The sequence below is a fragment of the Salinivibrio proteolyticus genome (genome assembly GCF_001996165.1).
In the GTDB taxonomy this organism is placed as follows: Bacteria; Pseudomonadota; Gammaproteobacteria; order Enterobacterales; family Vibrionaceae; genus Salinivibrio; species Salinivibrio proteolyticus.
Genome location: NZ_MUFP01000014.1, coordinates 48,769 through 64,380 on the forward strand (window position 1 = coordinate 48,769; position 15,612 = coordinate 64,380).

The 15,612-nt window shown below is 50.1% G+C and carries 7 protein-coding genes and 1 pseudogene; 6 read left to right on the forward strand and 2 right to left on the reverse strand.

From position 1 onward, the window contains the following. Nucleotides 1-31: 31 nt before the first annotated feature. On the reverse strand, nt 32-2,740 hold the full coding sequence (malT, locus tag BZJ19_RS11420) for an HTH-type transcriptional regulator MalT (protein ID WP_077675721.1): 2,709 nt from the start codon (nt 2,738-2,740) through the stop codon (nt 32-34). Nucleotides 2,741-3,234: 494 nt separating this feature from the next. On the opposite strand from malT, the gene BZJ19_RS11425 reads away from it, so the two are divergent. From BZJ19_RS11425 to glgB, 3 genes and pseudogenes are all read left to right on the forward strand, one after another. Next, the gene (locus BZJ19_RS11425; protein ID WP_077675743.1) at nt 3,235-5,685 is read left to right on the forward strand and encodes a glycogen/starch/alpha-glucan phosphorylase; all 2,451 of its coding nucleotides are present in this window, start codon (nt 3,235-3,237) and stop codon (nt 5,683-5,685) included. Between the two features lie 114 nt (nt 5,686-5,799). Then, a complete protein-coding gene (gene malQ / locus BZJ19_RS11430) occupies nt 5,800-7,989 on the forward strand; it encodes a 4-alpha-glucanotransferase (RefSeq protein ID WP_077675722.1) in 2,190 nt (729 codons plus the stop codon). A gap of 168 nt (nt 7,990-8,157) precedes the next feature. Then, a pseudogene (gene glgB / locus BZJ19_RS11435) lies at nt 8,158-10,011 on the forward strand (1,4-alpha-glucan branching protein GlgB); the annotation flags it as partial. Between the two features lie 181 nt (nt 10,012-10,192). Here glgB and malK read toward each other — a convergent pair. Then, nucleotides 10,193-11,335, reverse strand: coding sequence for a maltose/maltodextrin ABC transporter ATP-binding protein MalK (gene malK, locus BZJ19_RS11440; RefSeq protein ID WP_077675723.1), 1,143 nt, complete (start codon nt 11,333-11,335; stop codon nt 10,193-10,195). Nucleotides 11,336-11,847: 512 nt separating this feature from the next. Here malK and malE point away from each other — a divergent pair. From malE to malG, 3 genes are all read left to right on the forward strand, one after another. Further along, nucleotides 11,848-13,029: a maltose/maltodextrin ABC transporter substrate-binding protein MalE gene (gene malE, locus BZJ19_RS11445; RefSeq protein WP_077675724.1), complete on the forward strand. Its 1,182-nt coding sequence runs from the start codon at nt 11,848-11,850 to the stop codon at nt 13,027-13,029. Nucleotides 13,030-13,092: 63 nt separating this feature from the next. Next, entirely contained in the window at nt 13,093-14,667 is a 1,575-nt protein-coding gene (gene malF / locus BZJ19_RS11450) for a maltose ABC transporter permease MalF (RefSeq protein WP_077457376.1), read from the forward strand. Between the two features lie 10 nt (nt 14,668-14,677). Continuing rightward, nucleotides 14,678-15,568, forward strand: coding sequence for a maltose ABC transporter permease MalG (gene malG, locus BZJ19_RS11455; RefSeq protein ID WP_077457378.1), 891 nt, complete (start codon nt 14,678-14,680; stop codon nt 15,566-15,568). Nucleotides 15,569-15,612 lie beyond the last annotated feature (44 nt).

Below are 15,612 nucleotides of genomic sequence, written 5' to 3' on the forward strand. Positions count from 1 at the left end.
AGCGAACAGCCAAAGGCGTAGGCTTCATCCGTTAACTTCCCATCAGTTGCAGTAGATTTTCTGCAGTGACAATTGCTTCTTTGCGGTTTGCAATATTCAGCTTTTGGTAAAGATTACGGATATGGGTTTTGATGGTGGTGCCAGCGACATCGAGCTCTTGGGCAATTTGTTCATTGCTCAAGCCCGAATAAATGAGCCCAAGAACTTGCCACTCGCGTTGCGTAAGCGAGCTGGTGCGTACTAACTCAGGGACGTTGGGATGCTTCACTAATTTTTCGACGAAATCTTCATCAAAGTGAACGGCGCGGCTGCGTTGATGACTGGCAATTTCTTTCAGCAGCTGCTGAGCGCGATGACGCTCCAATGCCCCGAGCGCTTGTTGTTGAAGCAATTGGTGCAGTAGGGGCGCAATGGCCTCGCCTTCGATTAAGAAGTTACCCACCATACCGGTCTGGTTGGTTAGCGTGAGCGCCTCTTGCAGTAAGGTTTTCGCATATTCTTCTTCCTGCTCGCGGCTGGCGAGTACGGCTTCCACAATCAGATTGCGGTTTTTATCCGTGACTAGGCATGCGCGATCGGCTTCTTTACGTAAGAAGGCCAACGCCTCGCGGGCTTTGTCATGATGTCCCAGTTGTAAGTACGCACGGGCAATATTTCGCCATTGCAGTTGGCAAAAATGGTTGCAGGCAGTGTCGGGACGCACGGCTTGATGAAGCCATTCATCGATATTGGTGAGCTCATGTTTGGCTTGCCAGTATAAGAGCAGTGACAGCGAGGCATTGGCAGTCCAGTCCACGTGGTAAACCGATTCACGAAGAAGATGTTCAATATGGTCGATGTACTTTGACGCTTTATCGAGCTCACCACGGCTAATCGCGACGCGAGCCAGCATGGAATAACTGTGCAAGTGTTTGCTCGGCGGCTGCGTTTCCAGCACGCGAAGTCCTTTATGTGCACACACTTCGGCTTCATCCAATCGGTGCCAGCACCACAGAATTTGTGCCCGCAAGCGCAGCGCAAATTCATGTAAGGGAACTTGATGAAGCTGCTGATCTTCAATCAATTTATCAGCGCTATCCAACAATTCGAATGCGGCTTGCACGTAGCCTTGCGCGAGCAAAATTTCGCTTTGTTGTAAAATCGCCCATAACGCTTGGTGATACACTTGATGCTGGCGCGCGAGCTTCTCGGTTTGCTGCATCATTGACAGGGCGCGATCAAGTTGCCCAACCACATGATTTACTTCCCCCACAACGGATGTGGCGACAATGCGACCGCGATAGTTCGCGCTATCGAGTTGGCTAAGTGCCAGCTCGGCCAGCGCCATTGCTTGGTCAGGATCGTTGCGATTGATGGCAACTTGGGCCAGTAACGCGTTGGCATTTCCCTGATAATCAATATCAAGCGTGATATTACGTTCTTGGTAGGCTTGCTCTGCTTCTGCGAGAAGTTCGCCGACTTCATGATATCTGTGTTGACTCTGCGCTAACCACGCGCGTAGCAGACCTAAGTTGGGGTAAGTGAACAGCAACTGATTGCTGATTTGGCCGATAGCCGCTTCGAGGGTCGAGAGCTCACCACGATTAAACATACGCCAACCGTGCTGATTGAGGATATCGGCCATCAAGGTATCGTCTTCGGCGTAGCGGGCGTGRCGCAATGCTTGATGAGGTGTATTCAGCTTTAGCCAAGCCAGTGCTGCCTGCTGGTTTAAGTGTTGCTGCTGTTGGGGGATCCGTGCTTGACGCTCATGGGCGAGAAACTCTGCGAATAAATGGTGGAAGCGGAACCAGTTATTGTCTCCTTCCAACGGATAGATGAATAAGCCGTAGCGGTTGAGCGATTCGAGCATGCCGAGCGCGTCTTCGCGCTCGGTAAGCGCAAAGACCAGCTCGTCATTAAACATTTCCAGTACGGAAACTTGCATTAAAAACTGACGGGTTTCACTGTCCAGCAGATCAAACACTTCTTCGACCAAATAATCCCACAGGTGGGTATGGTTAAAACTGGCGCATGAGGCAGCGCTTTGCATCAGGGTTCGTTTTTGATGCTGAGCCTGAATCGCAATTAATTGTAGGGCGGATGGCCAGCCTTCGACGTAGGCACAGAGGGTGCTTGCGGTGGTTTCGTCGACACCATCGGCGACACGTTGATTAAAAAAGCGGGTGGTCTCTTCATTATCAAATGCAAGCAGTTCATTGCCGATCTCGATCATCAGGTCGCGGACGCGCAAATTTGCTGTCCCTAGCGGCGGGTTCGCGCGCGAGGTCACGACTAAGGTCAGGCTATCGGGCATGTGCTTGATAAAAAAGCGCATCGCTTCATGAATGTCTTCATTGTCGATCAATTGGTAATCATCTAACACCAGATAACAGGTGGACTGTAACCCAGCCAGCTCAGCGAAAACATCGGAGAGCAGCGCGCGCAGGGATGAAAATTGACGCTTTTCTGCCAGTTTAACGGTATTGGGGCACCCATCATGGGTCGCTTTATTTAATGCTTGCAACAAGTAGTTGATAAAGCGGAAGCTATCATTGTCGCTGTCATCAATGCTGAACCAGCCGACATGGTTTTGATCGGAGAGCCATTGCGCGGCCATGGTGGTTTTGCCGTAACCTGCCGGCGAGCGGAACAATACCAATTTGTAATGCGGCGCTTGTTGGAGGATATCCAATACACGCGGGCGCAAGATGGCATTGTAAAGACGGCCGGGACGGGTAAGTTTTGACGGGATCCACATAGCGAGAAGGTCCTTTACAGCGAGTGCGGCTTTGCCGCGTTTATCCTTGTTCGCAAGTGTATGTAACTGACCTGTCACAAACTATGATCCAGCGCTGATAATGGTGCGGTTGCTCTAATTTGGTGCAGCTACGCCCTTTAATTGTGATGTTTGTCACTAATTTTTAGTGGGTAGACACATTATTTGACGCTGGTTACGCGATAGGCGTAATGAATTAACCCGTAATTTGCGTTTGCGCACAAAATTAACAAAAGGGGTTGTTGTTTTTTCATACCTGCTTTTTGGTCAGTGTTCCCCCAAATTGTGAGTTTTATCACCTCAATATCGCGAAATTTATCCATTGATGAGAGCAAGCTCACTCACAGCTTGTGATGTGGCTCTCTACGCCCTGACAACTCCTCCTTTCCTCCTCCTGCCTCGGGAGGATGTTTGCATCGACAGGCTTGGGCAGGATGACTGTCATCGAGATTTTCTTCCATTACGAGAGCGATGACATGACGCCTAAACAGCAACGCGCATTTGATAAAAGCGCTTTTAAAGCCAGTATGACCCAGCATTTGACTCAGCTTGGTCGCACCCCTGAAACCGCAGAGATGCGCGATTGGTATCTCGCCTTAGGCCGCGCGCTGGCCGAACACACCACCAGTGACTTGGTTGCAACAGAAAACGATTTAGCCATCAAACAAGCTAAGAGTGTGAACTACTTATCCTTGGAGTTTTTGATTGGCCGTTTAACCGGCAACAACCTGATCAGCATGGGGCTTTACGATGAAATTGCGGCTGTGGTCAGCGAGTTTGGATTTGGCCTGACAGATTTGCTTGAGCAAGAGCGCGATCCTTCGTTGGGTAATGGTGGTTTGGGCCGCTTGGCCGCGTGTTTTATGGACTCGCTCGCAGCCCAACAGTATCCAGCGGTCGGCTATGGTTTGCACTATGAATATGGCCTGTTCCGTCAATCATTTAAAGATGGCGCCCAACAAGAAGCACCGGATGCGTGGCGTGAGCCGGAGGGCTACCCGTGGGAAGTGGTTCGTCCTGACCTTGCCCAAACGGTTGGCTTTTATGGTCATGTAGCGGTGATTGAAGAAAACGGTCACACGCGCCGCGAATGGGTTCCTAGCCTTCATATTCAAGCGATGCCTTGGGATCTGCCTATCGTGGGCTATCAAAGTAATACGGTTTATCCACTTCGCTTATGGGAAGGTCGAGTACTGACGCCATTTGCGCTCGATGCCTTCAATGATGGTGACTATACCCGTGCGCAACAAGCCGCAATTGATGCAGGCAACCTGACCAAAGTGCTTTACCCGAACGATAATCATGATGCGGGTAAAACGTTGCGTTTGATGCAGCAATACTTCCACAGTGCGGCCTCTGTTGGGGATATTCTTCGTCGCCATTTAGATGCTGGCCACCCACTGGCTGCCCTTCCAGATTATGAAACCATTCAGTTGAATGATACTCACCCGACTATCGCCATTCCTGAGCTGATGCGAGTGCTGTTGGATGAGCACCATTTGAGCTGGGATGACGCTTGGTCTATCTCCTGCCAGACGTTTGCTTACACCAACCATACCTTACTTCCAGAAGCGCTGGAGACATGGAGCGAGTCGTTAATGGCGCACTTGCTGCCGCGTCATATGGAAATCATTTTTGAAATCAACCACCGCTTCTTGCAAGACGTTGCTGCGAAATGGCCGGGCGATGTCCGCAAACAGCAAGTGCTGTCTGTGATTGACGATCAGGGCGAGCGCATGGTGCGCATGGCCAACCTCTGTGTGATTGGCTCGTACGCGGTTAATGGTGTGGCGGCGTTGCACTCTAAGTTGGTAAAACGCGATCTCTTCCCTGAGTTTGATGTGCTTTATCCGGGCCGTATCCAAAACGTGACCAACGGGATCACGCCACGTCGTTGGTTGAAGTTCTGTAACCCGGATCTTTCCGCGCTGATCAGTGAAAAAATTGGTGATCAATGGCCAGCTCATCTCGAGCAACTGGAGCAAATTGCCCAGTATGCTGATGACAAAGCGTTCCAAAAAGCCTTTATGGCAGTGAAAAAGCGCAATAAGCAGCGTCTTGCCGATTGGGTAAAAACCCATCTAGACATCACGCTAAACACTGACGCTATCTTTGATGTCCAAATCAAACGTCTTCATGAGTACAAGCGTCAACATCTGAACTTGTTGCATGTGATTTCGCTGTATCACCGCCTGGTCCACGAGCCGAATTTCGACATGACGCCTCGTGTGGTGTTCTTTGCTGCCAAAGCCGCGCCGGGCTATGCGCTCGCCAAATCGATCATTTTTGCGATTAATAAGGTGGCAGAGACGATCAATAACGATCCACGAGTCGGTGACAAGCTTAAAGTGGTCTTTATCCCTGACTACCGAGTCAGCATGGCTGAAATCATTATTCCTGCCGCCGATGTGTCCGAACAAATTTCGATGGCCGGCAAAGAAGCGTCGGGCACGGGCAACATGAAGATGGCGCTTAACGGTGCATTGACTATCGGGACCATGGATGGCGCAAACGTGGAAATTCGCGAAGAAGTCGGCGATGACAATATCTATATCTTCGGCCTCGACGTGGAAGGCGTGAATGCATTGCGTGAGAAAGGTTATCACCCTGATCACGAATACCATCAGCAGCCGCTGCTAAAAGCGTCGCTTGATAGTCTGTTGGATGACACCTTCACGCCCGGACACCCAGGATTACTCCGTCCGGTATTCGATAGTGTGATGGCCAGTGGCGACCCGTACTTGTGTTTGGCGGATTTTGCCGACTATGTGCGTGCCCATAATCAAATTGATAGCGATTATCGTGACCCAACGCTGTGGGCACACAAAGCAATTTTGAACACTGCGCTGGTGGGCAAATTTAGCTCTGACCGCTCAATTAGAGACTATGTGGCTAACATTTGGCAACTGAAAGCGGTAAAACGCTAAGCCTTTGATACCAAGCTGACATGCTAAATGGGTGGCACGGCATAGGGTGCCACCCACAATAACAATAACTGCAATGGCCGATAAAAGAAGGGGGCGGACCCCTCGGAGAATGCGATGAAACAACCTGCACTTAAAACAGTCGCACAAATGGCAAATTTAGCCGACCGCTACATCAGTGCCTGGGGCACTGAAGCCTCTGTGCCTGACAGCACCTTATACGATTTGTTGACGTCACTTGGCTATGACACCCGTAACGATGAAACGCTACTGGCCTCAGCAGAGAAAAAACACAAAGAAGGCGTCTTGTCGCCAGTTCAAGTCATTCGCGACGATGAACCCCTTGAGGTTGCGTTGCACTTAGGCACCAGTGCCAGAGAGAGTGACTTTAGCTGGCGCATCGATACCGAGCAAGGTGAGTGCTTTGAAGGCTATCTACAATCCCAAATTGTGCGTGATGAACGTCGTGAAGGCGGGCCTCTAGTCTTTAATTTGCCCTGCACCTTGCCTTGGGGATACCACCGTTTATCGGTAATGAGAAAACGCCGCAAAACCCCCTATGAAATGACGTTAATTGTGGCACCCGCGCGTTGCTACATGCAGCCTGAACTCGACCAACACAAAAAAATGTGGGGGCCGAGTATTCAACTTTATACGCTGCGTACCCCGCATAACTGGGGGATTGGTGATTTTGGCGATCTGAAGCAGTTGGTCAGTGATCTGGCGTCGCGTGGCGCAGATTTCGTGGGGCTTAACCCCATTCATGCGTTGTTTCCAGCCAACCCAGAAGCAGCCAGCCCGTATAGCCCGTCGTCACGTCGTTGGTTGAACTTGCTCTATATCGATGTCAGTGCGGTGTCGGAGTTTGCATTAAGTGCCAAGGCTCAGCAGTTGGTGGGCAGTGCTGACTTTCAGCGTCGTTTACAGGCCGTGCGGGAAACGCATTGGGTCGATTACAGCGGAGTGGTGGCACTGAAGATGGCCGTTTTACCCTTGCTTTTCGAGGAGTTTAAACAGCGACACCTGACCCAAGACACAGCCCGCGGCCGCGCCTTTCTCGACTTTGTTGAGCAAGGTGGCGATAGCTTGAAGCAACAAGCGACCTTTGATGCATTGCATCAGCATTTGCGCGCGGATGATGACAGTATTTGGGGCTGGCCAGTCTTCCCGGAAAAATATCGACGCTACGAAAGTGCGGCGACCCAGGCTTTTGTTGAGCAACACCAAGACAGTGTCCACTTGTATATGTATTTACAATGGATTGCACAAGGGCAGATTGAAGAAGCACAGCGTCTGGCTGAAGAAAAAGGCATGTCGATGGGCTTGTATCGCGATTTGGCGGTTGGGGTGTCTGATGCGGGCAGCGAAACGTGGTCCGATCATTCGCCATTGGTGTTGGATGCGAGTATCGGTGCGCCACCGGATGTGCTGGGGCCATTAGGTCAAAACTGGGGACTGCCGCCGTTTGACCCACATGCGTTGAAAGAAACCGGCTATGAAGCATTTATCGAGCTGCTACGCGCAAACATGCAACACTGCGGCGCACTGCGCATCGATCATGTGTTGGGTTTGCTTCGTTTGTGGTGGATTCCGAAAGGGAAAAATGCCACTGAAGGCGCGTACCTTTATTATCCCGTTAAAGACATGCTGGCGATTTTGGCACTCGAGTCGCACCGTCATCAATGCAGTGTGATTGGTGAAGATCTTGGGACCGTTCCCGATGAGATTGTCGATTTACTGCGTGATGCGGGGGTGCATTCTTACAAGGTCTTCTTCTTTGAAACCTCGAAAGACGATGGTGGCTTTATTTCCCCCGCCCATTATGCAGAGCAAGCAATGGCTACCTTGTGTACCCATGATATGCCAACCATCCGAGGTTTTTGGCATTGCGACGATTTGAAAATGGGACAAGAATTGGGGCTGTATCCGGACGAGTCACAGTTGCAAGCCTTGTTTGATGGCCGTTTAAAAGCCAAACAAGGCATTCTCGACAGTGTGCGTTGGCATGGCATGTTGCCTGAAGGGGTCGGTGATGACGCGCGTTATGTGCCAATGGACGGTTATCTGAGCCGAGCGTTGCAGCTGCATGTAGCGGCAGGACAGTCTGCGTTGTTGAGTGTGCAACTGGAAGATTGGTTAGAAATGGATAAGCCAGTCAATATTCCGGGGACGGTCGATGAATATCCTAACTGGCGTCGTAAGCTTTCGGTGAACCTTGATGCCTTATTTAGCAAAGAGGAAGTGAACCAATTGGCGCGTGATTTAACCCGCGTTCGACAGCACGCCAGCCGTCAGTCGGTCGCATGATTCACGATTTATAACCACGATGCCACGTTTTAACGCTCTATCCTCGGTGACAGCCAACACCTCAGGGGTAGGGCGTTTTTTGATAAGGAGACAACCGTGCCTGACACCATCAATCCTAAGCCGCATGGCGCCATCGCTGCGGACGACTATGCGCTTAATGCTGCGCATCTATCCGACCCTCATCAGGCCTATCATCAGATGGGGGCCAAGCTAATGACACTTCCGGTTAACGGTACGCCCATCAAAGGCGTCCGTTTTCTGGTTTATGCCCCAAACGCGCGCTCTGTCAGTGTCATTGGTGATTGGAACCATTGGCAGTCAGAGTCTGCTCCACTGACGCGACTCGATGACGGCTACTGGGTCGGCTTTGTGCCTAGCCTGGGCGCGGATTGTCGCTACAAGTACGCGCTCACCGGGCCCGATGGGCATTCACTTCCTCACAAGGCGGATCCGTTCGGTGCTTATGCGGAGCAATATCCTTCGTTTGCGTCGTTAACCTACGACCATCACGCTTACCAATGGCAAGATGAAGCTTGGCAGACGCGGCCTGTTACTGCTAAGCATCAACAAGCCTTATCTTTCTATGAGTTACACATCGGCTCTTGGCAGCATGACGAGACGGGAAACCCGCTGGGCTATCGTGAGTTGGCAGCGCGATTGGTRCCTTATTTGGTCGAGATGGGGTATACCCATGTCGAGTTGATGCCGGTCAGCGAGCATCCATTTTATGGCTCATGGGGCTATCAACCGGTTGGTCTGTTTGCACCGACGAGTCGTTATGGCTCGCCGGATGACTTTAAGTATTTTGTTGATCAGTGCCACCAAGCAGGTATTGGTGTGATCTTGGACTGGGTGCCTGGGCATTTTCCGAGCGACGATCATGGCTTAGCCTATTTCGACGGCACGCCGCTTTATCATGACCCCGATCCGCGCCGTGGGTGGCATAACGATTGGCAATGCCATATATACGACATGGGTAAAGAACATGTCCGTCGTTTTCTGGTCAGCAACGCGCTGTATTGGCTAGATTATTTCCATATTGATGGGTTGCGCGTCGATGCGGTGGCGTCGATGCTTTATCTCGATTACTCGCGTTCTCACGATCAATGGCTACCGAACCCCGATGGGGGGCGCGAAAACTATGATGCGATTGCAACCTTGAAATGGGTGAATGAAGCCATTTATCAACGTTTCCCTAATGCGATGACGATCGCCGAAGAGTCTACCGCTTTTCCCGGTGTGTCTGCGCCTACCTACTTAGGCGGACTGGGGTTTGGTTTTAAGTGGAACATGGGCTGGATGCATGACAGCTTGAGCTATATTCGCGAAGAAACCATCCATCGCCAATATCATCACGACACGCTGACCTTTCCGTTGGTATACGCTTTCAGTGAAAACTATGTACTCTCGCTTTCGCATGACGAAGTGGTGTACGGCAAAGGCGCCTTACTCAACAAAATGCCGGGAGATGAGTGGCAGCAAACGGCAAATTTACGCGCATATTTGGGGTACATGTACGGTCAGCCTGGGAAAAAGCTCAACTTTATGGGCACGGAAATTGGCCAAACCGCTGAGTGGGATCATGATGGTCAACTGGAGTGGCACTGGTTGGAATATCCACGCCATCAGGGTGTTCAGTCGCTGGTGAAGGCCCTCAATCACTTGTATACCTCAACGCCTGCGCTTTATCGTCTCGATTGCGATCCAGCTGGATTTGAGTGGCGCTTACAAGATGCCCATGCGTTGAGCGTGATTGCCCATGAGCGGATCAGCGATGATGGGGAGCGTGTGCTGGTGGTCAGTAACTTTACGCCGGTACCGCGTGACTCGTTTATCTTGGGGATGCCCCATGCCGGACATTATTCTCTACTGCTGAATACCGATGATGCGGCATTCTGGGGGAGCGGCTATCCATTGCCCGCGGAGATCGATACGCAAAACACTGCAGCTCACGGACAAGCACAATCGTTATCACTGACGTTACCGCCATTAGCGACCGTGTTCTATCGGTGGGAAGGGTGATACATCGTCTGTATCGGTAATTAATTGATCTAAAGCTAAAGCGCCCTGAGAGGCGCTTTTTTGAGCCTGCAGAGCGCGCTTGTCAATCGCGATTGTTTTCCTGTCGCAAGGAGAGGGGCTTTGGCAGTCAGCGGGATCAAAAAGGCCGCTAACAGAGCGGCCCTTGGTGAGGAGGATATGATTAGGCGACTTGCTCCGCCTCGTCGTCAAAAATTACCCCGTTTTCACGGTGCAGGCGTTTACAGGCATGGCCATCGCTGTGGAACAAATGGCAACGGTGGGCAGGAATACCAATCGCGTATTTGTCTCCGGCTTCGATTTCAACCGTATCCAGCTGACGGTAAATGACATCCGCATCGGCACTGTCGAGGCTAATATAAATTTGTGTCTCGTTACCGAGCTTCTCGACGATAGTGGCTTCGCCTTGAATCACAGCATCACCATCTTTCGCCGCCAGCAAATGCTCGGGACGAATGCCGAGTGACATGCGATCGCCTCGTGTCACTGTGGTGCCATCGACGGGGATCCAGAATGAGGTGCCATTGCTCATTTGCACTTTAACGCGTTCGGCTTCGACATCATCAATAAACACGCTCATAAAGTTCATTTTAGGTGAGCCGATAAAGCCAGCGACAAAGCGGTTTTTAGGATAATGGTAGAGCTCGAGTGGTCGGCCAACTTGTGCGACTCGTCCTTCATCCAAGACCACGATTTTATCGGCCATGGTCATGGCTTCGATTTGATCGTGGGTGACATAAATCATGGTACAGCCCAATTGACGTTGGAGCTTGGTGATTTGCGCGCGCATTTGTACCCGCAATGCGGCATCGAGGTTAGAAAGCGGTTCATCCAACAAGAACACTTTCGGTTGTGAAACCAGAGTACGGCCGATAGCCACGCGCTGACGTTGTCCACCCGACAGTGATTTCGGTTGTCTATCCAACAAGTGACCAAGCTGAAGGATCTCTGCCGCGTGATGGACGCGTTGGTCTATTTCTGCTTTGTTGGCTTTGGCTAATTTCAGACCGAATGACATGTTGTCATACAGGTTAAGATGGGGATATAACGCGTAAGATTGGAAGACCATCCCCACACCGCGCTTGGATGGCTCAACATCATTAATCCGTTTGTCATCGATATATAAATCACCTGAGGTAATATCCTCTAAGCCTGCAACGCAGCGCAGTAATGTGGATTTACCGCAACCGGAAGGTCCGACAAAGACGACAAACTCACCGTCTTTAATCTCTAGGTCAACGTTCTTAGAAATCATTACATCGTCGTCATACGCTTTACAAACGTTTTTAAACGTGACACTTGCCATGTCGCTCGCCCTCAATCGCTTTTCATTAATTCGGCTTAATACGCATTATAGGTGTTTGCGTTATTTCATCGCACGTCACTTCAGCCCTAAATAACCGTTAACCTATTTGTTGAACAGATAACGGGTTAAAGCTTAAGCATATCGTGTGATTGCTCACCAATGCTTTTTTGATGGTATTCAGTTTGGGCGAATCACGGCAGTCATACATCCTCCTAAGCAGAATTATTACAGGGGGAGTAGACGGGGAGGAGGATGAACTCCTCCCCCAAACTAATTTGAGGGCGTACGTCACAAAATTCTCAGCCAATTAGTTGAACTTGATCACGTTAGGTTTATTTTTGTGAGCCGCATCATCGGCGGTGAGCGATATGGATCACGAATTCGCTCGCAGTGGCGTAGGGCGTAGAGGACGGGATGATGAGGAATCGCGGGGAATTAACCATGATAGACCGTGAAATACAGCTCATCCGCCAAGGAATCGTGCTACACCTCAGTAGAAGAAGGATAGAAAGATGAAGAAATCACTCAGTGCTGTTGCCCTCGGTACCCTTATTGCTCTCGGCTCATTTGGGGCTCAGGCGAGTATCGAAGAAGGCCAGCTCACCATTTGGATTAACGGTGACAAAGGCTATAACGGACTTGCTGAAGTTGGAAAACGTTTTGAACAAGACACGGGTATTCCGGTAACTGTGGCTCACCCTGATGGCTTGCAAGATAAATTCCCACAAACAGCGTCAACCGGTGATGGTCCAGACATCGTGTTTTGGGCGCATGACCGTTTCGGTGGCTATGCCGAGTCGGGTCTATTGGCTGAAATTAAACCTTCTGCGCGATTGAAAGACGGGATGGTTGATTTTGCATGGGACGCGGTGAAATACAAAGGCAAGTACGTGGGTTACCCCATTGCCGTGGAATCTCTATCACTGATTTACAACAAAGATTTAGTCCCTACACCGCCTAAAACTTGGGAAGAAGTGGCGAAGCTGWACAGTAAGCTCAGTGAGCAAGGTAAAACCGCTATCATGTGGAACCTGAAAGAACCTTACTTCACTTGGCCATTGATGGCGGCTGATGGTGGGTATGCCTTTAAACAAACGGCCACAGGTTATGATGTCAAAGATGTTGGCATTAATAAGCAAGGTGTTCACGACGCACTGGGCTTTATTAAGCACATGGTAAACGACGGCGTGATTTCGTCTGATATGGACTATTCCGTTTCTGAATCGTCGTTCAACCAAGGTGATACGGCAATGACCATCAATGGCCCATGGTCGTGGGGTAATATCGAGAAATCCGGTATTAACTATGGCGTGACAACACTGCCGACCTTCCAAGGCGAAGCGTCTAAGCCGTTCGTTGGTGTGCTCAGCGCCGGCATTAGCACCGCATCACCGAATAAAGACCTCGCGGTTGAGTTCCTCGAAAACTATGTGCTGACTGATGACGGCCTATCCACTATCAATGCCGATAAACCCTTAGGGGCGGTTGCGCTGAATTCTTATCAAGCTGAATTGGCGAAAGACAGCCGTATTGCAGCGACGATGGAGAATGCGAAGCATGGTGAGGTGATGCCGAACATTCCGCAAATGACCGCATTTTGGGGCGCTGCGAAAAACGCCGTTGTTAATGTGGTTGGCGATCGTCAATCCATCGACGATGCGCTTAACGATGCAGAAAAACAAATGCTGAAATAAGCTCTATCTGCGGGGAGGGCAGCCTCCCCGCACAGTTCCCGAACAATGTGAGTAGCGTTCCTTATGCAGTCAGTTCAAGGTTCTCCAGCTATGACAACGTCAGGCTCTTTCTTGCCAAGTAGCTCAAAAGCGTTCATTAAATGGGCGTTGTTGGCGACTGTGGCGATCATCAATGGTTACGCCACCATACTTATGTATTCGCGTGGTGAAACTGCGTTTGCAATGCTAACTGTGGTGCTAACCGCGCTAGCTTTATACATTTTTGGTAATAAGAAGATGTATGCTCAGCGATATATCTATCCGGGTATTGCTGGGATGATCCTCTTTATTATTTTCCCCTTGGTGTATACCGTGGGCCTCTCCCTTACCAACTATAGTGCTAAAAATCAGCTGTCTTTCGAGCGCGCGCAATCGGTATTACTTGAGCGTACTTTTCAAAGTGGGCAGAGCTATCCGTTTGCTTTGTATCAAACTCCATCAGGTACCCGTTTAGTGATTGATAAAGCGGGTGAGCGTTTTGCGACCGCGCCGTTTGATATGGCGTCGATGTCGAACGAAACGTTAGCGCTTTCGCCGGTAGAAAGTCTGTCGGGTGAAAAAGCGACGCTACGCGATGTGATCAAAAACCGCGATACCTTGAGTCAGGTGGATGTTCAGTTCCCGAATGGCGATACCATCCGGATGAGTGGGCTGCGTAAGTTTGCTGCAGAACAACCGCTGTATACTTTACAAGATGATGGCCGCACACTGATTAACAATAAAACTGGCGATACGTTGAAGCCAAATGATGAAATTGGTTTTTATCAACCGATTGATGAGGCCGGTCAGTTTATCGGTGATACGGTGGCACCGGGTTACGTGGTGCAAATTGGTACGGACAACTTCGAGCGTGTTTGGACCGATGACGGGATAAAAGAACCGTTTATTGGTATCTTTATTTGGACGATTGTTTTCTCGCTATTAACGGTGGTGTTCACGTTAATTATTGGGCTTATTCTCGCCAATGTTGTTCAGTGGGAAGAATTAAAAGGCCGTGCAATTTACCGTGTGTTATTAATTCTACCTTATGCGGTACCTGCATTTATTTCAATTCTTATTTTTCGAGGGTTATTCAACCAAAGTTTTGGTGAGATAAATATGGTGCTTGAAGCCTTATTTGGTATCAGTCCCAATTGGTTTGATGACCCGTTCCTCGCACGTGTGATGGTAGTGTTGGTGAATACCTGGCTAGGTTTCCCTTACATGATGATTTTGTGTATGGGTTTATTAAAAGCCATACCGGATGATCTTTATGAAGCCTCCGCTATCGATGGCGCTAACTTTATTCAAAACTTTACGCGGATTACGTTGCCGCTGATGATCAAGCCCCTAATGCCGTTGCTCATCGCCAGTTTTGCCTTCAACTTCAATAACTTCGTAATGATTATGCTGTTGACAGAAGGTGGTCCGAACATGATTGGTACTACCGAGCCTGCGGGCTATACCGACTTGCTGGTCAGCTATACCTATCGGATTGCATTCGAAGGTGGTGGCGGCCAAGACTTCGGTCTCGCCAGTGCAGTAGCAACATTGATCTTCTTGCTGGTGGGTGCGCTCGCCTTGATTAACCTGCGTCTTACCAAAGTGACAGAAAGCTAAGGAGTCTCTTATGGCTATGGTTCAAGGAAAATCATTAAAGTATCGAGTGTGGGCGACGCATATAGGTCTGTGCTGCTTCCTCTCGCTGATTATCTTCCCCTTGTTGATGATCATCGCAATTTCGTTCCGAGAAGGTAACTTTGCGACCGGGAGCTTGATTCCCGACAACCCTTCTCTTGAGCATTGGAAGCTGGCACTCGGCTTCCCTGTCACCAACCCTGATGGCTCGGTGACACCACCGCCATTTCCGGTTCTACTATGGCTGTGGAATTCGGTGAAAGTCGCCGGCGTAACGTCACTTTTGATTGTGGCGTTATCAACGACGTCAGCCTATGCCTTTGCCCGGATGCGTTTTAAAGGCAAGGAAACCATTTTGAAAGCGATGATGATTTTTCAAATGTTTCCTGCAGTACTGGCGTTGGTGGCGATTTACGCACTCTTCGACAAGTTGGGTAACTACATTCCGTTTTTAGGGCTCAATACCCACGGCGGTTTGATCTTTGCGTATCTCGGCGGTATTGCCCTGCATGTGTGGACCATCAAAGGGTATTTTGAAAGTATTGATGGCTCTTTGGAGGAAGCGGCTGCCTTGGATGGTGCGACGCCATGGCAAGCGTTCCGTATGGTATTGCTGCCATTGTCAGTGCCGATTCTTGCGGTGGTCTTCATCTTGTCGTTTATTTTCGCGGTAGGTGAAGTGCCAGTTGCTTCTTTGCTGTTGTCTGATGTGGATTCATATACGCTCGCCGTCGGCATGCAACAGTATTTGTATCCACAAAACTATTTATGGGGCGATTTCGCCGCGGCAGCTGTCTTATCGGCTTTCCCAATCACCGCGGTATTCTTACTTGCGCAACGTTGGTTAGTCGGTGGCTTGACCGCCGGTGGCGTGAAAGGCTAACGCTGCAACGTCAGTCAATGACCCAGAACAAAGGCAACCTTGAT

What these genes read in the sequence shown, in the direction of transcription:
- BZJ19_RS11425 (WP_077675743.1), top strand. Translation starts at nt 3,235, where the DNA reads ATGACGCCTAAACAGCAACGCGCATTTGATAAAAGCGCTTTTAAAGCC.
- malQ (WP_077675722.1), top strand. Translation starts at nt 5,800, where the DNA reads ATGAAACAACCTGCACTTAAAACAGTCGCACAAATGGCAAATTTAGCC.
- malK (WP_077675723.1), bottom strand. Translation starts at nt 11,335, where the DNA reads ATGGCAAGTGTCACGTTTAAAAACGTTTGTAAAGCGTATGACGACGAT.
- malF (WP_077457376.1), top strand. Translation starts at nt 13,093, where the DNA reads ATGCAGTCAGTTCAAGGTTCTCCAGCTATGACAACGTCAGGCTCTTTC.
- malG (WP_077457378.1), top strand. Translation starts at nt 14,678, where the DNA reads ATGGCTATGGTTCAAGGAAAATCATTAAAGTATCGAGTGTGGGCGACG.